The organism is Pseudomonas sp. GW821-FHT01A09, from assembly GCF_058986725.1.
The window spans coordinates 110,857-130,303 of record NZ_JBYSWB010000001.1; the positions used below are offsets into that span (position 1 = coordinate 110,857).

The following is a 19,447-nucleotide window of genomic DNA, read 5'->3' on the forward strand; positions in this document are numbered from 1 at the left end:
TATCGGGGGCAAGCCCCCTCGCTACAGGGTTGGATCGACCTTACAACCCCTCCAGCTTCTTGCGTTCTTTCGCCAGATCCTCAGGGCTCAGCGCCACGTACCCCTCGGCGGTATCGCGCTGCGCCTTCACCAGCGCCTGACCCTCATCGCTCAATGCCACCTGCAGGTACGCCTTGATAAACGGCTCCAGCGGTTGCCCGGGCGTGCCGTTGACGAACAAGTGCAGGTACGACGACAACGGATAGGCGCCGCTGGCGACCTCGTCATAGGCCGGGCCATGGGGCGCTTCTCCCGCTGCACGGCTCAAGGCCACCAGATGCAAGCCCGGCGCCAGTTTGCCAGCGTCGGCCCAACCGGTCAGGGCAATGCCATGGCTATCTCCAGCCACCGCCTTGAGCACCTCGGCGACGCTGTCCAGCGCCTCGTAGTGCAGGCTGAACGGCAGGCCGCCAAAGCGATCCATCCGCTGGTTGGTGGCAAAACCGCCGTCATCGCGCAGCCCGTAGACATGAATGCGCCGCGCCGCCCAGTCGCCGCCAAGCCCCAATTGGCCCCAGGTATTGATATCGCCTTCGGCCTGCCCGGCGGTGACCACCCGCGCCAATTGCTGCAGCGTCAGCTGTGCCAGCGGGTTGTCAGGATGCACATACACGGCCGGCGGCGTCTTGCCGCTGTCCCGTGGACCCCAGCCGGAATAACCGATGCGGATGTCCAGCGGCTTGCGTCCGAATACCTGCTCATAGCCGTGCATGTCGCCCAGCCAGGCTTCCCGCGACAGCGGCGCAATCGCCGCGGCGCCCGCAGTCAGGGCCGGCAAGCCGACCGAAGAACCTTCGCCGCGCACGGCAAAGCGAAAGCCCGGATGCTGCTTGATGAACAGCGCATCCAGCTGCTCGATCAAGGGTTGCATGCCGTCGTTGCCGATAATGGCGATGGCGCCGTCGGCGGTCAGGTAGCCGGCCTTGGCCGGTGCACGGAGGTCGTCCGCCCGAGCCACCGCTGCATACAGTTGCGTGGCGATCAGCAGAGGTGCCAGCAACGCGGCGCGTTGGGTCATTTTGATCAATGCAGGGCCGATCATTGCGGTGCTACCTCATCCAGTTTGGCAAATTCGGCACGGGCATCCGCAGCGCTCAGCGGGAAGTACCCCTTGGGCTGCGCGGCGATGATCTGCTGACCTTGACGCGACAGCACGAAACGCAGGTATTCCCGGGCGACAGGGTCGATGGCCTTGCCCGGTTCGCGACGCAGGTACAGGTACAGATAACGGCCATAGGGATAACGGCCCTCGCGCACTTCAGCCGGGGTGCCGGTGGTCAAGGCGCCGGTGTCGTCGGCGATCGGCAACTGCTTGATCTGCGCGTTCTCCAGGCCGATGGCGGCCACGGCCAGGCCGGCCGGGTCGGCAGCCAGACGCTCGAGGATCGATTCGGTGTTGCCATAGGCTTCATAGCCCGGCGCCAAGGGACGGCCGCGCAGATGAGCGGCTTGCATATAGGTGCCGAAGCCAGTGAACTCCGGCGTGCCGTAAGGATGGATACGCCGCAGACGCCACTCGCCCGCGAGGCCCAACTGGCCCCAGGTCGACAGGTCGCCTTCCGGATTGCCGACGCTCAAGGCGCGAGTCACCTGCAAGGCGCTGAGCTGCGCCAGCGGGTTGGCACGGTTGATGTAAACCGCCAGCGAAGTGGCCAGGTGCTGGGAGGTGTCGTTGGCCGCGTAGGCGATACGGATTTCCAGCGGCGCGGTGCCGACGATCTTGCTGTAGGCGCTGGTTTCCAGTTCGTTGATGCCGCGACCCATTGCACCGAACAGCGTCACGCCGTGGGTCAGCAAGGGCACCGCGCTGGTGGTGCCCTTGGACTCGTTGACGAAGCGCCAGCCCGGATGAGTCTTGCGCAGGGCGGTGTTGAAGCGCTCGACGATGTAGTTCACGTGTTCGGCACCGCCGATACGGATGGCACCGGTAGCGTCGAGGTAGGACGCGCCTGCGGTCGGGCTCAAGGTTTGCGCCTTGTAGTCGCTCAACCCGGCATCCAGCATCGGTGGCTTGGCCGCGCTGGCGTGGCCGGCGAGCAGGGCGCCCGTGGCCAGGGCCAGGGCGCGCAGGAGAGTGGTGGTCATGGTCGGTCCTTCAAGGGTAACGGGCATCAGAACGCCAGGGTCACTTTGCCGATGACCTGGCGCGGTTCGCCGATCACGATGGCGGGGGAGCCGAGGCCGCTGCTGCTGACGTAGTAGGTTTCGTCGAAGAGGTTCTTGACGTTGAGCTGCAGGGTCACATCCTTCTGGTCGACCTTGAGCTTGTAGGCGACGAAGGCATCTGCGACCTTGGCTTCAGGCAGGTAGTACTCGTGGTTGGCCGCGCCGGTCGCACCGTCGTTGACCCCCCATTTGCTCATGTAGCGGCCGCCGAAGCCGGCGCGCAGATTGCCGATGCCGACCTGCCCGAAGTCGCGGGTCAGGTACAGCGCCGCGGTGTTTTTCGACACGCCGTCCAACGGGGTGCCCTTGAGGATCGGGTCTTCGGTCCATTCGGTATCGTCGTAGGCATAGCTGCCGGTCACGCTCCAGGCGTCGCTGAGCTGCCCGGTGACGTCCAGTTCGACGCCACGCGAGCGCGCTTCGCCGCCCACTCGAGTGCAGGTCTCGGTGCCGCAGGTGGCGCTGGTCTGCACGTTTTTCTTGACGATGTTGTACGCCGCCAGGGTGGCGGTGACCCTGTCGTTCTGGAACTTGGTGCCGATCTCGTAAGAGGTGCCTTCTTCGGGCGGCAGGTCGCCGATCGGCGTGGCGATCGAGGTGTTCGGGCGGAACGACTTTGTATAGCTGCCATACACCGACCAGTCCGGGCGGATCATGTACACCAGGCCTACGCGCGGCACCACCTTGCTGCGATCCTGATCGGAGCCGACGATGAAAGGGCGGCCCTTGCCGGTGTATTCGGTAAACGAGTCATAGCGCAGGCCGGCCTGGAGGATCCACTGATCGTTGAGGTGTATGTTGTCCTGCACGAACAGCGCATGGGTTTTCAGGTTGTCGGTCTGGTCGCTGTCCTTGGCGCTGACGGTGCTGGGCACCGGTACGTTGCCGTAGACCGGATCGTTGTAGTTGAAGGAGCTCTCGTTGGCGCTGCGCATCAAGTCGCCCAGGGTGCGGTCATTCTTCATGAAGTCGACGCCCACCAGCAGCTCGTGACGCATGCCGGCGAACTCGAGGTTGCCCAGGGCATTGACGGTGGCGGTGTGGGCGTACTGCACGGCATCGCGGGTGGCGTCGCCGCGGCGAGTGATCTTGCCGGTGACGAAGTTGCCGGAGATGTAGCGCTGCTGATGGTCGTTGTAATAGTTGCGGCTGTAGCCGTAGGCGGCGCGCAGGGTCCAGTCGTCGTTGAGGCGATGCTCGGCGGTGAGGTTGAAAGCGTCCGAGCGCCCGGTGGTGATGTTGAAGTGCTCGTCCAGGCGCCTCGAGCGCGGGATGTCCAGGACCTTGCCGGTGCTGGTGTTGATCTGCGTGCCGCGGTCGAACGGCACCGAATACTCCATGTGCTCGTAGGCCGCGGTGACCGTGGTGTCTTCACCGAACCAGGACAGCGACGGCGCGATCACTTCCTGATCGGTGCTGCCGAAGTTGCGCCAGTAATCGTATTGCTGCTTGTCGTAGATGAAGCGATAGGCCAGGCCGGTATTGCCCAGCGGCCCGGTACTGTCGATCTGTGCGCCGCCGCCACCGAAGCTGGTGCCCCAGGCGGAGATGGAATTGGCCTGGGTCAGTTGCGGCTTCTTGGTCACCACATTGATCACGCCGCCTGGGTCCTGCACGCCGTAGAGCATGGACGCCGGGCCCTTGAGCACCTCGATTCGCTCGGTGGTGGGGGTGAAGTTGCGCGCGTTCACCGATTGCATGCCGTCGCGCATGATCGAATTGTCGCGGTTGGTGCCGAAGCCGCGCTTGATGATCGCGTCCTGGGTACCGCCCAGGGTGTTGCCCTGCTTGACGCCGCTGACCGCGTTGATCGCTTCGTCCAGACTCTGCGGCGCGCGGTCCTCGATGACCCGATGGGTCACGACGTTGACCGACTGCGGCGTTTCGATCAGCGGCGTCTCGGTGCGCGTAGCCACTGTCGAGCTGACCGCCTGGTAACTGACCTGGCTTTTTTCGGTGGCGGTCTGGTCGGCGCTGCTGTCGATGTTCACGGCGCCGATTTCGACCGCGTCAGCAGCCCACACCGGTTGCCCCAGCGCCAGCATCAACACGCCTGCCGCGCACGCCGCGCCCTTGTAGCGAGGGGGCTTGCCCCCGATCCAAACGCCGCCAATCGCCAACTGTGCCGCCATCTCGGCGCCGGGTGCCATCGCTGCAGGGTGTTTCATGAGTGGTGATCCGTGTGAAGTGAGTGCGAATAAGATTGCTTTTCATTCACTACACGGAGGCCGAGGGTAAACACCTCAGCAAAAAGTTTGAATAATTTTCATTTAGTACGATCAGGGCGAACTTCAGGCCGCAGAGGCCCGCTTAAAACTCCACACTGCTGGACAACACCACCTGCCTTGGATCCCCCATCGACACCATGTACTGGCTCACGCTCGAAGGGTAATACTCGCGGTTGAACAGGTTGTTGACGTTCAACTGCAACTGCATTTTGTGCCCACCCACGTGGGTATCCAGCCGTGCGAAAGCGTCGGTCACCGTGTAGGCCGGCAGGCGGAAGCTGTTGGCCGGATCGCCGGCGCGCTCGCCGACGTAGCGCGGGCCGCCACCAATATGCACGTCGCCCAGGCCGAGCACGCTGCCCATGTCCCGACTGGCGTACACCGAGCCGCTTTGGCGCGGCACGTTCTGCAGCGGCTTGCCTTGCAGTTGCGGATCGCGGGTGACCCAGGCGTCGGTGTAAGAGTAGGCCGCCATGAGCTCCCAGTGCTCGGCCAGCGTACCGCTGGCTTCCAGTTCGATACCGCGCGAACGCACCGCGCCGGCGTTGCGACTGACCGGCTCGTTATCGATGGTTTCGCTGACCAGCACGTTGCGTTTGCGGATGTCGTACAGCGCCAGGCTGGCGGTAAGGCCGTTATCGCGCTCGTACTTGAGGCCGGTCTCCCAGGCCTTGGCCTGCTCCGGGCGAATGGTAGAGTCGATGATCTGCGTCGTGGCGGCGTTCAGCGGGGCGATGCTCGAATTGGGCTTGAACGATTCGCTGTAGCTGGCGTACCACGACCACTGCGGGGCAAAGCGGTACACCAGGCCGGCGCTGGGTACCCAGGCGCTGCCGTTGATGTCGGTGTTGGCATGAAACGGCCGACCGCGACCGGCGTACTGGTCGTACACCAGGGCGCGGGCGCCGAGGGTGGCGATCCATTGGTCGTTGAGATGAATGCTGTCACGCAGATACACGGCGCTGGTGCGCAGGCGATCCGACTGGTCGCTGTCGCTGGGCGAGACGGTGGTGGGCGCGACTTCGCGGCCGTACACCGGATCGAGGTAACTGAAGGTGCTCAGGGCGGTCTGGCGCAGCAGGTCGCCACGATAGTAGAGCCGATGCTCGTTGCTCACACCCAGCAGCAACTCGTGCTCCAGCCCCGCGAGCCGCGTGCTGCCGGACAGCTCGAGCTGGCCTTGCTGATCGCGGCTGATGGAATTCAGGGTGCCGTCCATGCGCCGCGCCAGGGTGCCGGCCTGGGTGTTGACGCCGCTGATGCGCACTTGATAGGCGTCGTAGGATTCTTCGTTGTAGCTGTAGGCGGCGCGCAGTTGCCAGTCATCGTTCAAGGCATGGTCGTAGCTCAGGCGCAGCAGATCCGAATGGCCGGTCATGTTGTTGAAGGGTTCATCCAGGCGCCGGTCATAGGGGATGTCGAGCACATGGCCGGTGGCGGGGTTGATTACGGTACCGCGGTCGAAGGGGGTGACGAATGTGCGGTGCTCATAACCGACGATCACTTCATCGCGGTCGCCGTACCAGGCCAGCGATGGGGCCACCAGGGTTTCACGGTGCTGGCCGTAGTTGCGCCAGTAGGTCTCGTCCTGGTGATCGATGATCATCCGGTAGGCCAGGCCGGTGCTGGCGGACGCATCGGTGAACAGCGGGCCGGTGCTGTCGAGTGTCACATCACCGCCGTCGCGGCCATGGGCAAAACTCGACGCCTTGCCTCGCAGCTCGTTGCGGACATGCAACTGCGGGGTCTTGCTGACCACGTTGATCACCCCGCCAGGGTCCTGGATGCCGTACAGCAGGGCGGTGGGACCCTTGAGCACCTCGATGCTGTCGGTGGTGGCGTTGAAGTTGCGGCCCTGCACCACCGGCATGCCGTCGCGCAATATCGAACCATCGCGGTTGTCGCCGAAGCCGCGCTTGATCAGCGTGTCCTGGGTGCTGCCCAGTGTGTTGCCCTGGGTCAGACCGCTGACATGGCGCAGGGCGTCGTCCAGATTGCGCGGTTGCTGGTCGCGCAACACCTCATTGCTCACGCGGCTGATGGCCTGTGGTTGTTCCAGCCAGGGCTGGCGGGAATGGCTGATGCGGGTCACGGCGTCGGGTTGATAGCTGCGCAGGCGGTCGTCGTCGATGTTCAGCGGTTGCAGCAGGATGTTGTCGCCTGCGGGTGCCTGCTCGCTGATCGCCAGGGTGTGCACGTCACTGCGCTGCACGGCCAGCGAGGTGCCGGCCAGCAGCCGCGCCAAGGCCTCTTCAGCGCTATAGCTGCCTTTGAGGGGCGGCGCTTGCAGGCGGTAGGGCAGATCCTCGGCGTACACCACGTTCTGCCCGGTCAGGCGGCTGACGGCGGCCAGGGCATCGCTGAGGGGTTGCGCGGGGAGGGCGAAGCGGTAGCGCGGCGCGCTGCTCTGGGCCAGGTCGGCGGCGAAGCCGACGGGCGCTGCCGCGATGCCGTTTAGCAAGAGTGCCAGCAGGGTATAGGGCAACCGGCAGCGCATCGCGGGGAGAGCTCTTCGTCGAGTAAATTAATGCGAATATATCTCATTAGCGATTGATGTGCACGCCCCAGGATTTCGCAGCGAGCAGTGTGGCGGTCAATGAATCAGCAAGGTCCCACCCGGCAGACGCTGCTGGGAAAACCCCAGCACGGCCTGGAAGGCCGCGAGGACCACCAGCGGGTCCTGATCGCTGAATTCGCCACTGACCGGGCGCGCGCCCAGATTGCTGTCCAGCAGCACGATACGTTGCGGATAGTAGCGTTGCAGCACGGCCAGGGCATCGCTCAGTGGCACGCGGCGAAAGCTCAGGCGGCCGTCGCGCCAGGCGAAGGCTTGGTGCAGATCGACGTTTTGCAATGCACCGGCGTGGCCGTCACGGTAGTCGATGCGCTGGCCGGCGGTCAGCACCTGGGGCGCGATGCCGGGTAAGGGGCTGACCGCGACCCGGCCTTCTTCCACCGTCACTTCAGTGCCGCGCGCTTCGCGGCGAACCTCGAAGCGGGTGCCGAGCACCTTCACCTCGCCATTGTCGGCGTGCACCACGAAGGCCTGGCCGTTGTGGCGGACCTTGAAGAACGCCGCGCCACGCCGCAGGCGCACTTCGCGACCGCTGTCGGTCAAGGACACCTCCAGCGCGCTGTCGCCGTCCAGCGTCACTTCGCTGCCGTCGGCAAGGGTTAGGCTGCGCAGTTGCCCGGGAGCGCTGTGGTAGTCGGCTTGCAGGTTGTCCAGCCAGCGCTCGGGTTGCCAGGCCAGCATCGATACCGCCGCGAACAGCAGGCTCGCCGCGATGGCCAGGGCCGCGCGGCGCTGTCGTGGTCGGCGCCGTTGCAGGCGGCTGCGGCGCAGGATCGACTGCAGCGCGGCGTCTTCTTCGGCGGCCAGGCGCGCTGCGGGCATCGCGGTGAGTTGCCAAAGTTGGCGGGCGTGGGCGTAGGCCTGGACATTGACGCGATCGGCGTCGAGCCAGCGCTGCAGATCGGCGCGCTCCTGCGGGCTCAGGCGTGCTTCATCCAACTGGCGATTGTCAGGTTCGGCGGCCAGACGTGTGACCCACAGCAGGGCGACGTCTTCGCTCAGCTGGCGCAAGACAGGGGTGGTCGGGGTCATGGTCTGGCCTTCCGGTGGCTGGCATGGCTGGACGTGTCCATGGCGATGCTGTCTTTGCAGGCCTGCAGGGCTCGCATCATATGTTTTTCCACGGCGCTGGCGGAGATCCCCAGGCCGTCGGCGATTTCGCTGTAGGACTGGCCGTGGATACGGTTGAGCAGGAACACGTGGCGAGTTCGCTCCGGCAGCGTGCGCAGCGCGGCATCGACCAGATGCAGATCGTGGTCGGCCTGATGGCCGTCCTCTACCGTGGTCGGCGCGCCGACCATCTGCTCGGGCAAGAGCGCCGACTCGGTGCGCAAGCGGCTGCGCTGACTGCGCAAATGATCGATGGCGAGGTTGCGCGCGCTGCGCATCATGTATTGGCCCAGGTCCTCGACCTGCACATCCTTGCGCCGCCACAGACGGATGAACAGTTCCTGGACCAGGTCCGCCGCTGTGGCGCGGCAGGCCACCCAGCGGCTGAGCTGTTTTTCCATGCGCCCCTGTTGCTGCAGAAAGGTCTGCAGCATGGCCTCGGAGCTGCCGGCAGACGGCTCGGCGACTGCAGGCGGGCCTGAGGGCTCGTGAGGAGGGAGCTCGGACATGGGCGGGGAGGGCTGACCAAGGGAAACGCGCATGATAAGCGCTCTTGATCATGATGGGTATGGGTATTGGTACGGCTAGAACGCCACACGGCCATCGCCAGCGGTAAAGCAGCGGCGAGCGTTTGCCTTGGCGGCAAGGGTGGCAGGCGGTCTATGCTGTAGGCGCTTTGAGCGCACAGCGCCGAACCTGCTTATAACCGCCAAGGAGTCATGACAATGTCCGATAACACCCTGACCACTCCCGCCCACGGCAAGATCGCGCTGGTCACTGGCGCCGGCAGCGGCATCGGCCGCGCCGTTGCCCTGGAGCTTGCCGCCGATGGCTATCGCCTGGCGCTGGCCGGGCGTCGCGTCGAGCCGCTGGAGGCGCTGGTGCAGGAGCTTCGCGCCCAAGGCCGCGATGCTCTGTGGCCATCCCCACCGATGTACGCGACCAGGCCAGTGTCGACGCCCTGTTCACCAGGGTGGAAGAGGTCTATGGCCGCCTCGACGTGATTTTCAACAATGCCGGTATCGGCGCTAAGGCCGTGCCCATCGACGAGCTGCCCGTCGAGGACTGGCTCAACGTCATCAATACCAACGTCACCGGCGTCTACCTGTGCAGCCGCGGCGCCTTCGCCCTGATGCGCCGTCAGCAGCCCCAAGGCGGACGCATCATCAACAATGGCTCGATCTCGGCCCATACGCCGCGGCCATTCAGTGCGCCTTACACCGCCAGCAAACACGCGGTGCTGGGCCTGACCAAAACCCTGGCGCTGGACGGCCGTGCGTTCAATATCGCCGCAGGCCAGATCGATATCGGCAATGCTCTGACCGAACTGTCGGCGCGCATGACCAAGGGTGTGTTGCAAGCCAATGGCACGACGGCGGTGGAGCCGATGTGCGATGTCAAGGATGTCGCCGAAGCCGTGCGTTATATGGCGTCATTGCCACTGTCGGCAAACGTTCTAAATATGACGGTGATGGCCACTAATATGCCATTTGCCGGTCGCGGCTGAGCCACGGGCGCCAAGCCAGTATGTGGCGTAAAGCCCTCTAGTCGGGGGCTTTACGCTGATCGATATTTGGTTGACGCCAATAGTCAGGTGTAAAGGAAAAGACTTACAAAGACGCCGCCAATTAGCCGTCGTTTTAAAAATTCATAGAAATCAAATAGTTAAATATTTGGTGAAAATATTGTTAAAAATCTGACGTTATTCCGACGGGTGGCGGCCTTGGGCCATTGTTCACCCCGAACTCCAAGCGCAGAATCCGCGTCAATCGATGGATAAAACGTCGTAGGGCAGCCGTCGTTCGCCACCCCATCGATCACCCCGCAGCCTTCCAGAACGCTTTGTGGCAGCCATGCCACGACGACGGGCAACTGTGGGTAACGTCCCGGCAAGCATGGAGATTTCGGCAATGATGACAGTGTATTTTGTAGTGATGACGCTGTGCAGCGGGGTGGAAGGGTGTGTCGACGAGCGCAAGCCTGTGGCCTATGCCACCGAAGCCGAATGCATGGAGACGGTCAGCAGTATGGCGGCGCGGCGCGGAGTCAAGTACCGCTGCCATCGAGGCCCGCAGCAATTGGTCAGCGAAGTGATCCGCAACAGGGCGCCGCAGCCGCATCTCATCACTACCAATGCGCCGGTGACGCCCTGAGTTTTTTCAGCGCTTGCCCATGGACCGGCGTGTACCGTTAGGCGCGCGGCCTGGGGTCTTGTCGTGGTTGGACTTGCCGGCGCCCGGGTAATTGGCGGGGCTGGGCTTGGTCAAGGCACCGGGGTTGAACGGGAAACGAAAGGCTGGCACGGCGGCCTTGCTGTCTTTAGTGGAAGTTTCGGACTCGACCGCAGTGGCGTCGATGTCAGCCTCGATGCCAGTGTCAGGTACAGCGGCGACAGAAGGGGGCTTGGCAGGCATAAACGACTCCGGAACGTACACAGTAGTGATTGAGCGCGGCAGTATACCCGGCGGATCATGGCGCCGCTGCGGATTTGCATGGGGTGCCGGACGAACAGCGGGCCGGTTGGCTCAGTTCAGCGGCACAGGCGCCAGGGTGCCCAGCAGCGACACCGCTGCCAATGCGCCCATGCCCAGCAACCATTCCGCCGAGACACTGGCCCGCAGCCGCTCCAGGCTGGCCGTGGCGCTGTGGCGGCGGTTGTAATTGGCCAAGGTCAGCATCCCCAGTACCAGCACCAGCTTGATGCCCAGCACCAGCGCGAAGCCCGAGGCGCCCGGCAGGAAGGAGCCGGTCATGGCCCGCACGTTGATCACCCCCGAGGCGATGATGCCCGCCACCAGCCACACCCCATAGCCACTGAAGCGCGCCAGCAGTGCGCGCAGGTCGTGATCCTGCGGACGGTTCTGTATCCATGCGAGCAAGGTCAGCGCTCCCAGCCAGGCACCGGTGCACGCCAGGTGCAAGGCCTGATTGGCGATCAGCAGGGCACCGGCGATACCGTTGAACATGGCGCCATGGCCGATCGGTGCGAGGGTCAGCAACGCCAGGCTGGCCAGCACCAGGGGGATACGCGCCGAGCGCAAGCCGGGAATGCGCCAGTACACCAGCTGCACCAGGCACAGCACCACATGCACGGCCCAGACCTTGCCGAAGAAGGTATCGAACAGCACCTTGCGCAGGGTCTCGGCCTTGATCCCTTCGGGCCAGGAACCGGCCATGTCGGCGACGGCGGCCAGCAGCCAGCCGACCGAGCTGAGGAACGCCAGCAGGGCGACGAAGCACAGCACCGGATCCATGCGCCGGCGCAGATTGCCCAGCAGCGCCGGTGAACCCGCCAGCAGCGGCCGGAACACAGTGACCCCGAACAACACCAGAACCGCCGAAAAGTGCACGAACCGCAGCAGCACCAGAAGACTCATGGATTACTGGCCGACCGTAAAGCTGTAGTCACCGTTGCTCTTGTGAGTATCCACCGACAGCACCTGCCACTGGACCTTGTACTTGCCTGCCGCCAAGGGTGCGGCCGGCGTCACGATCAAGGTCTTGTTGTCGCCAGCGGCGGTGTTCAGCGCCTTGACCTCGACGCTCTTGCCATCCGCAGCGGTCACCGTGACCTGGCTGAAGCTGGGCTCGACCCCTTCGGAGAAGCTCAGGCGCAGCTCGGCCGGGGCGGCGACCGTGGCATCGGCGGCGGGCGTCTGGGCTTTCAGGTGGGCGTGGGCGAAGGCGAGTGGCGACAGCAGGCAGCCGAGCAGCAGGGAAGCGCTGGCGAACAGCAGTTTCAGGCGAGAAGCAGGCATGGGCAAATCCTTGGCAGAGGAAAAAGGCTGCCAATAAACCATAACCGGCGGGGGGGATAAAGCTTAAATATTGTTCAGGCGGCCCACGCGTCATCTTGAACCTGTAGTGAGGGGGCTTGCCCCCGATTGCGAGGTATCAGCGACGCAGGTGTCGCTGTCGGGGTTTTCGGGGGCAAGCCCCCTCGCTACAGGCGATTGAGCAAGGCTTTAGCGGAAATACTTGTCCACGTACTTCTGGATTTCCTGGCGCATGAATCTCCCTGACTCGTCCGCGCGCTCCTCCCAGCCGAACACACAGGCCGTGACGATACCGTCGAAGCCGGTCTTGGCCAGTGCAGCGAAAAACACGTCCCAGTCGATTTCGCCCTGATGCATGTCCATGTGCTGGTGCACCGTCACTTTCGCCCCCGGCGGGTTGACGATATAACGCAGCCCCGAGGAAGCCTTGTGGTTGTAGGTGTCGGCGATGTGCACGTGGGCGATCATCGAGCCGGCTTCGGCGATCATCCTCGCCATGTCGTCGCCGAAGTAATAGGTGTGCGGCGCGCAATAGAGGAACTTGACGTTGTCCGAGCCGATGGTCTTGATGATGTCCACCGCCGGGTTCAAGGTCTCGCACCAGTCCTCGGGATGGGGCTCGACAGGGTCACGCCTTCGTGTTCGAGAATCGGCACCAGCTCTTCCATCGAGCGCCACCAGGCCGCTTCACTGGATTCGTGACTATGCACGCCGCCGCAGCAGCTGACGGTATGACCACGATCCGGCGATGGACCACGGCCGAATTCCGAATTCATGGTGGTGCAGCCCATGTCCACGGCAATGCCGATCGCCTGCTTCCAATGCTCGACGGCGGTGCGGCGTTCGTCTTCATGGGGGCTGGCCCAGCGGTACATCGGCAAAATCGAGGCAAGCTGCACGCCATGATCGCGCAGGGCTTTCTTGAACTCGCCGATGCGCTCCTTGTGGGCGCGCGGATGCACCCATCAGGGCAGAAAATCGTCCCGTGGTGACAGCTCGAGGTATTCGAAGCCCAGTTCCGCGGATTTGCGGCACAGCTCGGGCAGGCTGAGGTGGCGGTGCATGTAGGGATCGAGGGCGATCTTCATTATTGTTCTCCGAAGCTCTGGCTTTATTGTTATGAACGCTCGGATTCGATGCTAGGCAGATGCCGACGTGGCAGCAACAAGGGCGTTGAAGTAATCACGTCAAAATCTGCTGGCTCCCTGTAGCGAGGGGGCTTGCCCCCGATTCGGTATTTGGGGTTGGCTGACCGCCCCATCGGGGGCAAGCCCCCTCGCTACAGGTTGTGGTCAGTGGGAGTGGCGCGGCTCGCCGCCGGTGCGGGCGATCACCCGCAGGTGCAGAGTTGCCGGCTCCAGGCAGCCCCCGGTCGACAACTGGCCGACCAACTGCCGATACAGCTCCTGCCAGGGCGTCTGTGAAGCCGGATAACTGGGCGCCCAGGCGGCGCGACGCTCGGCCATCTCAGCCTCGTCCACCAACAGGTTGACGCTGCGCTTGTTAAGGTCGACGCGCAGCCGGTCATTGGTTTTCAGCAGGGCCAGACCACCGCCGACTGCGGCTTCAGGCGACATGTTGAGGATCGATGGGCTGGCCGAGGTGCCGCTCTGGCGGCCATCGCCCAAGCACGGCAGGGAGTCGATGCCCTGTTTGATCAAGGCCGCTGGCGGCGCCATGTTGACCACCTCGGCGCTGCCCGGATAGCCCACGGTGCCGGCACCGCGAATCACCAGGATGCAGCGCTCGTCGATATCCAGTGACGGATCGTTGATACGCGCATGGTAGTCCTCGGGGCCTTCGAACACGATGGCGCGAGCTTCGAAGCTGTTCTCGGCACCCGGCTCGGACAGGTAGGTCTTGCGAAACGCCTCGCCGACCACCGACATCTTCATGATCGCGCTGTCGAAAAAGTTGCCGCTGAGCACGATGAAACCGGCGCGGTGCTTGAGCGGATGGTCATAGGGCTGGATCACATCCGTGTCGCTGCTGGCCGCGTCACTGACGATCTGGCCGATGCTCTTGCCGCTGACGGTGGCGCAGTCTTCATGCAGCTGGCCCGCCTTGCGCAGTTCATGCATCACCGCCGGCACACCGCCGGCGCGATGGAAGCTCTCGCCCAGGTACTTGCCGGCCGGCATGCAATTGACCAGCAGGGGCACGTCTTCACCCAGCGCCTGCCAGTCGTCGAGGCTCAACTCGACGCCCATGTGCCGCGCGATGGCGATCAGGTGCGGTGGGCAGTTGCTCGAGGCACCGAGCGCGGAGGCCACCTTGATAGCGTTCTCGAACGCGGGACGGGTCATGATCTGCGAAGGACGGATGTCCTCGCGCACCAGCTCGCAGATGCGTTTGCCGGTTGCGTAGGCCATTTGCCCGCGCTCACGGTAAGGCGCCGGAATGCTTGCACAGCCGGGCAGCGACATGCCCAGGGCTTCGGCCAGGGCGTTCATCGACAGCGCCGTGCCCATGGTGTTGCAGTGGCCCACCGAGGGCGAGGCGGCGGTGGTCATTTCCATGAAGCCTTCGTAGTTGATCTCGCCTGCCGCCATCAGGTTGCGGGCATGCCACAGCACCGTGCCGGAGCCGATCAACTGGCCCTTGTGCCAGCCGTCGAGCATCGGCCCGCCAGACAGCACGATGGCGGGCAGGTCGGTGGTCGCCGCGGCCATCAGGCAAGCGGGGGTGGTCTTGTCGCAACCGGTGGTGAGCACCACGCCGTCCAGGGGATAGCCGTGGAGGATTTCCACCAGCCCCAGATAGGCCAGATTGCGGTCCAGCGCCGCCGTCGGGCGGCGGCTCTGTTCGGCGATCGGGTGCACCGGGAATTCCATGGGAATGCCGCCGGCATCGCGGATGCCGGCCTTGACCCGCTGGGCCAGTTCGATGTGGTGACGATTGCAGGGGGTCAGGTCGCTGCCGGTCTGGGCGATGCCGATGATCGGCCGGCCGGATTGCAGCTCGTCGCGGGTCAGACCGTAGTTCATGTAGCGCTCGACGTAGAGGGCGGTCATGTCGGCGTGTTCAGGGTCGTCGAACCATTGCTGGCTGCGCAGGGGACGTGGGCGGGTCTCGCTCATGGCGGTGTGCTCTTGTCGTTATTGTGGTTTTTCGGGGCAAGCCCCCTCGCTACAGGCTGCGTGATGTTCGGGGGCGACGCTACAGGGTGCGTGATGTTCAGGGGCGTAGCAAACCGCGGCGGGCCAGATTGCGCAGCAGCGCGCCGACGCCGAAGGTCCAGGGCGCGGCATCGCTGCTGTGGGTGACCTGATTGTGCAGGGTGCCCAGCAGTGGCGAGCTGATGCTGACCCGATCACCGAGCTTGTGGGTGAAGCCGCCGCCGGCATGGTCGCGGTCTTCGGTGGGCGCGAACAGCGTGCCGAGGAACAGCACGAAGCCGTCCGGATACTGGTGGTTGGCGTTGAGCGCCTGGCCGGCGAGGTCTTCGGGATCGCGGCTGATCTGATCCATGGAACTGGAGCCCTGCAGTACGTAGCCGTCTTCGCCGCGCACTTGCAGGGCGACCACGCAGCGGCGCATGTCGTCAAGGCTGAAGCGCTCATCGAACAAGCGAATGAACGGGCCGATGGCACACGAGGCGTTGTTGTCCTTGGCCTTGCTCAACAGCAGCGCACTGCGGCCTTCGAAATCCCGCAGATTGACGTCGTTGCCCAGGGTCGCGCCGACGATCTGCCCGCGGCTGTTGACCGCCAGCACCACTTCCGGCTCGGGGTTGTTCCATTCGGATTTGGGATGAATACCGATGTCGCCGCCACTGCCGATGGCCGCGAGCACTGGCGCCTTGGTGAAGATCTCGGCATCGGGGCCGATGCCCACTTCCAGATACTGCGACCACAGCCCTTGCTCGATGAGCACCGCCTTGAGCCTGGCCGCCTGCTCCGAACCGGGCTTGATGCTGCGCAGGTTTTCGCCGATCGCCTGGTGCACGGTGGCGCGCACGCTCTCGGCCTTGGCCGGGTTGCCCTTGGCCTGTTCCTCTATCACTCGCTCGATCATGCTGGCGGCGAAGGTCACCCCAGCGGCCTTGATCACCTGCAGGTCCACGGGCGCCAGCACGAAGGCTTTGCTCGGGTCGGGCTGGGCGCCGGAATTGGCCAGCAGTTCCTCGACGCTGCCCAGGCGCTTGCCAGGCGTGCTGCGCACCGCTTGCAAAGGCGACTCGGCTTCGAGCAGTTCGCTCAGGGTGCTGTAGCGCTCGGACAGATCGAACACCCCGTCGGCCCGCAGCACCACCGGCGAAGGGCCCGCGACAGGGCCGGGCACCCAGGCGCGACCGATCAAGGTGCCGGCCAGCCCATCGGCGGGCAGGGTGTTCTGGGCAGTCAGGGTGATGGTCATGGCGGGCCTTCCTTATTGTGTGATGCGTTCACGCTAGAGGGGGTGACCGATAAACTCCAATGACATATCTTCAGTCATCGATAACGCCGGGTTATTGCCGAGCCCACCTACCATCACCCCTACAACAACGGTGCCCCATGTCGGACCTGTCTTTTTCCAACTTCTGCAACTGGCTCAAATTCCGCCATCTGGTGCTCATCGACACCCTGGGTCGCACTCGCAACATGCATGCCGCCGCCGAGCAGATGAACCTCAGTCAGCCGGCCATCAGCAAAATGCTCAAGGAGATCGAAAGCCTGCTCGGCTTCGCCGTGTTCGAGCGCCTGCCGCGCAGCATGCCGCCCACTGCGCTGGGGGAATACGTGGTGCGCTATGCCCACATCGCGCTTAACGACGCCCGCGGTTTCGTCGAGCAGATCAGCAGCCTGCGCGAAGGCGGTCATGGCTATCTCAAGGTGGGCGGCATCTTTGCGGCCACGGCGGTGTCCTTGCCCGATGCCATCGTCACCATCAAGCAGCGCTGGCCGTTACTGTCGATCGAAGTGGTAGAGCAGACCAGCGATCACCTGATGGAGATGCTCGATGCGCGCACCCTCGACCTTGCTGTGGCGCGCTATACCGATGAGCGTCAGCAGCACCGCTATGACTTCATCGCGTTGGGGCCGGAGCCGTTCAGCATCGTCGTCAACAGCCGCCATCCGCTGTGTGAATCGGGGCCTACGCCGTTGGCGGAACTGGGTAAATGGCCGTGGATCCTGTACCCGGTGGGGGTGCCGATCCGGGCGCGGATGGATGCCGCGTTCGCCCGCGCCGGTATCGCCACGCCGAAGAACACCATCGATACCATCTCGATGCAGACCTTCCTGCAAGTGCTGCAGAGTGGGCCGATGATCGCCATGCTTCCCGATTCGATGGTCGGGCCGCATATCGAAAGTGGCTTGCTCAAGGTCTTGGATACGCCGCTACGGCTGGCGCCGCAGGATTACGGCATCCTCACGCGCAAGGGCGAGGCGCTGGTGGGGCCGGCGCAGGAGTTCGCGCAGATTCTCATCGACAACGCCCAGCGCGAACGGGTGAGTTAGTCCGGCATCAGCGGCGCCATCTCCGAGGCGCGCCAGGTCACATCGGTAATGCCATATTTCTCGGCCATGGGTTTGCTGGTCTTCTTGACTTCGCTGCGACCAAAGCGGCCGATGCGGCCGACCCCGGCGTCGCAGCTCGCCCAATGCCAGGCTTCGGCGTTGTCCATCTTGTCGGCACGCAGGATGAAGGATTTACGCTCGCCGTGCAGGCTGTAGTCGATGACGTAGAGTTTTGCGTTTGGCATGTCTGGGGCTCCCCGGTGGCGATAATCAAGTGATCCGGGGCGCCGCGCAAAATTCAGTCACAAAATAATTCGGGGCGACGAGCGGCTGCTAAGGCCCTGATTGGCCTGAATATCTGCCAATCGTCAAGGGCATGACGCGGCCTCGTACTGGGACAAATCCGCACAGTCACTGCTCAGTAGCCGAGCTGGCTGTCGACCGTGTTCAGCAACGGCAGGCCGGCTGCGAGGCGGTCGATGTTGGCCAGGATCTGCTCGGCGATCACTTCGAACGAGGCGCTGGAGGCGATATGCGGGGTCACGGTAACCCCCGGTGTCTGCCACAGGGCGTGGTCGGCTGGCAGCGGCTCTTGTTCGAATACATCGAGCAATGCCGCGCGCAGCTGACCGCTGGCCAGTGCCGCTTGCAGATCGGCGCTGCGCAAGTGGCCGCCGCGCCCGCAGTTGATCACCACCGCCCCGGGCGCCAGTTGAGCGAAGGTCTCGGCGCACAGGATGCCGCGGGTCTGCTCGGTCAGCGGCAGCAGGCACACGAGGATGTCCAGACCGTCGAGAAAGGCCGGCAGCTGCGCGCCGTCGAAGGTGTGCACGCCGTCGACCTGCTGTGCGCTGCGCGCCCAACCCCGGGTATCGAAGCCCAGCCTGGCCAGTTCGAGTGCCGCAGCCTTGCCCAGCTGGCCGAGGCCCATGACCCCCACGCGAGTCTGCTGCGCCGCTTTTTGCGGCAGGCGCTGCCAGTGCTGGCGCTGGTGATTGGCGAGTATCCGGTCGAAATGCCGATGGTAGTGCAGCACACCCCAGAGTACGTACTCGAGCATGCCTTGGCAGTGCCCAGGATCGACGATCCGGCACACGGTCAAGTCGGCCGGGCGGCTCGGCTCACGGATGATCGGATCGGCTCCGGCGCCCACCGAATGCACCAGCTTGAGCCCGGGCAAGGCGCCCAGGCTGCCGGGTGGCGGCGTCCAGCAGATGGCCACTTCGGCGTGCCGAGCCTCGGGATCGTCGGGGCGGCAGAACCGTAGCTCGGGGCGGCGCTGGAGCATGATCCGCTGCGCCTGGGTGATGTCGTTGACGATGTCGATCAGCACGATAGGGCTCATGCGCAATACTCCTGGCGTTGATGTTCGATCAGCGTCAGCGCGGCTCGCCAGCCGAGCTCGATCAGGCCGCTTTCGTCGTCGCCCTCGTATTGCCGGGCGGTGAATTCGCAGGTCTCGGCATCCGGCACGAGCAATTCGCTGTTGCCGGCCAACGCCTGAATCTGTGCCTGGCAGGCCCGCTCGAGAATGAAAATGGTCTGGAACGCCGCCGCCGCACTCGGCCCGGCCGCCAGCAGGCCGTGGTTGCACAGGATCATGGCGCTGTGGCGGCCGAGGTCGCGCACCAGTTGCTCGCGCTCGGCCAGGCGCAGGGCGATGCCTTCGTAGCGGTGATAGCCCAGGCGATTGTAGAACTTCAGCGCGTGCTGACTGATCGGCAGCAGGCCCTTGGCCTGTGCCGACACGGCGATGCCGGCGGCGGTGTGGGTGTGGATCACGCAATGCAGATCCGCGCGCGCGGCATGGATGGCCGAATGGATGACGAAGCCTGCGCGGTTGACGCGGTGATCCGGGAAGAAGCGATCCACCACCTGCCCATCGCCATCGATGCGCACCAGGTCGCTGGCTTTCATGTGCTCGAACAGCACGCCGTAGCGATTGATCAGAAAGTGCCCGGTGCCATCCTCCAGGCGCAGGGAAATGTGCGTGTCGATCAGGTCGGTCATGCGAAAGTGCGCCAGCAGCCGGTACAGGGCGGCCAGCTCGCAGCGCGCGGACCACTCGGGTTCCGGCATGCTGGCGAACAGCGGGTTGGGCAGAGTGTTCAT

The 19,447-nt window shown here is 64.4% G+C and carries 16 protein-coding genes and 2 pseudogenes; 3 read left to right on the forward strand and 15 right to left on the reverse strand.

Going from position 1 to position 19,447, the window contains the following annotated elements:
* Positions 1–40: 40 nt before the first annotated feature.
* The 6 genes from AC3WJP_RS00440 to AC3WJP_RS00465 all read right to left on the reverse strand — a co-directional run bounded on the left by AC3WJP_RS00440 (position 41) and on the right by AC3WJP_RS00465 (position 8,627).
* Entirely contained in the window at positions 41–1,057 is a 1,017-nt protein-coding gene (locus tag AC3WJP_RS00440) for a PstS family phosphate ABC transporter substrate-binding protein (protein WP_493719266.1), read from the reverse strand.
* A gap of 20 nt (positions 1,058–1,077) precedes the next feature.
* Positions 1,078–2,124, reverse strand: a complete 1,047-nt coding sequence (locus tag AC3WJP_RS00445) for a PstS family phosphate ABC transporter substrate-binding protein (protein ID WP_493719267.1) — start codon at positions 2,122–2,124, stop codon at positions 1,078–1,080.
* A 26-nt stretch (positions 2,125–2,150) separates the two neighbouring features.
* The gene (locus AC3WJP_RS00450; protein WP_493719599.1) at positions 2,151–4,250 is read right to left on the reverse strand and encodes a TonB-dependent siderophore receptor; all 2,100 of its coding nucleotides are present in this window, start codon (positions 4,248–4,250) and stop codon (positions 2,151–2,153) included.
* Between the two features lie 265 nt (positions 4,251–4,515).
* Complete coding sequence (locus AC3WJP_RS00455) at positions 4,516–6,930, reverse strand: TonB-dependent siderophore receptor (RefSeq protein ID WP_493719268.1); 2,415 nt, start codon at positions 6,928–6,930, stop codon at positions 4,516–4,518.
* Between the two features lie 96 nt (positions 6,931–7,026).
* Positions 7,027–8,040, reverse strand: a complete 1,014-nt coding sequence (locus tag AC3WJP_RS00460; RefSeq protein WP_493719269.1) for a FecR family protein — start codon at positions 8,038–8,040, stop codon at positions 7,027–7,029.
* Entirely contained in the window at positions 8,037–8,627 is a 591-nt protein-coding gene (locus AC3WJP_RS00465; protein ID WP_493719600.1) for an RNA polymerase sigma factor, read from the reverse strand. The genes AC3WJP_RS00460 and AC3WJP_RS00465 overlap by 4 nt, the downstream gene beginning before the upstream one ends.
* A 216-nt stretch (positions 8,628–8,843) precedes the next feature.
* Here AC3WJP_RS00465 and AC3WJP_RS00470 point away from each other — a divergent pair.
* A pseudogene (locus AC3WJP_RS00470) lies at positions 8,844–9,625 on the forward strand (SDR family oxidoreductase).
* 403 nt (positions 9,626–10,028) lie between these two features.
* Positions 10,029–10,271 carry a hypothetical protein gene (locus AC3WJP_RS00475; RefSeq protein WP_493719270.1) on the forward strand — a complete coding sequence of 81 codons (243 nt, stop codon included), beginning with the start codon at positions 10,029–10,031 and terminating at the stop codon, positions 10,269–10,271.
* A gap of 6 nt (positions 10,272–10,277) precedes the next feature.
* Here AC3WJP_RS00475 and AC3WJP_RS00480 read toward each other — a convergent pair whose 3' ends face one another.
* The 6 genes and pseudogenes from AC3WJP_RS00480 to AC3WJP_RS00505 form a co-directional block, all read right to left on the reverse strand.
* Positions 10,278–10,532: a hypothetical protein gene (locus AC3WJP_RS00480; RefSeq protein ID WP_493719271.1), complete on the reverse strand. Its 255-nt coding sequence runs from the start codon at positions 10,530–10,532 to the stop codon at positions 10,278–10,280.
* A 111-nt stretch (positions 10,533–10,643) separates the two neighbouring features.
* On the reverse strand, positions 10,644–11,495 hold the full coding sequence (gene copD / locus AC3WJP_RS00485) for a copper homeostasis membrane protein CopD (RefSeq protein ID WP_493719272.1): 852 nt from the start codon (positions 11,493–11,495) through the stop codon (positions 10,644–10,646).
* Positions 11,496–11,498: 3 nt separating this feature from the next.
* Positions 11,499–11,876, reverse strand: coding sequence for a copper homeostasis periplasmic binding protein CopC (gene copC / locus AC3WJP_RS00490; RefSeq protein ID WP_493719273.1), 378 nt, complete (start codon positions 11,874–11,876; stop codon positions 11,499–11,501).
* A 207-nt stretch (positions 11,877–12,083) separates the two neighbouring features.
* Positions 12,084–12,982 (reverse strand): annotated as a pseudogene (locus AC3WJP_RS00495) (sugar phosphate isomerase/epimerase family protein).
* Positions 12,983–13,186: 204 nt separating this feature from the next.
* On the reverse strand, positions 13,187–14,974 hold the full coding sequence (locus tag AC3WJP_RS00500) for an IlvD/Edd family dehydratase (protein WP_493719274.1): 1,788 nt from the start codon (positions 14,972–14,974) through the stop codon (positions 13,187–13,189).
* Between the two features lie 97 nt (positions 14,975–15,071).
* A complete protein-coding gene (locus AC3WJP_RS00505) occupies positions 15,072–16,253 on the reverse strand; it encodes a fumarylacetoacetate hydrolase family protein (protein WP_493719275.1) in 1,182 nt (393 codons plus the stop codon).
* A gap of 137 nt (positions 16,254–16,390) precedes the next feature.
* Between AC3WJP_RS00505 and AC3WJP_RS00510 the strand changes: the two genes are divergently transcribed.
* The gene (locus tag AC3WJP_RS00510; RefSeq protein WP_493719276.1) at positions 16,391–17,335 is read left to right on the forward strand and encodes a LysR family transcriptional regulator; all 945 of its coding nucleotides are present in this window, start codon (positions 16,391–16,393) and stop codon (positions 17,333–17,335) included.
* On the opposite strand, the gene AC3WJP_RS00515 is transcribed toward AC3WJP_RS00510, so the two are convergent.
* From AC3WJP_RS00515 to AC3WJP_RS00525, 3 genes are all read right to left on the reverse strand, one after another.
* Complete coding sequence (locus AC3WJP_RS00515) at positions 17,332–17,580, reverse strand: DUF6555 family protein (RefSeq protein WP_493719277.1); 249 nt, start codon at positions 17,578–17,580, stop codon at positions 17,332–17,334. The two genes, AC3WJP_RS00510 and AC3WJP_RS00515, sit on opposite strands and share 4 nt — an antisense overlap.
* A gap of 173 nt (positions 17,581–17,753) precedes the next feature.
* Positions 17,754–18,680: a 2-hydroxyacid dehydrogenase gene (locus tag AC3WJP_RS00520; protein ID WP_493719278.1), complete on the reverse strand. Its 927-nt coding sequence runs from the start codon at positions 18,678–18,680 to the stop codon at positions 17,754–17,756.
* On the reverse strand, positions 18,677–19,447 hold the full coding sequence (locus AC3WJP_RS00525) for a class II aldolase/adducin family protein (protein WP_493719279.1): 771 nt from the start codon (positions 19,445–19,447) through the stop codon (positions 18,677–18,679). The genes AC3WJP_RS00520 and AC3WJP_RS00525 overlap by 4 nt, the downstream gene beginning before the upstream one ends.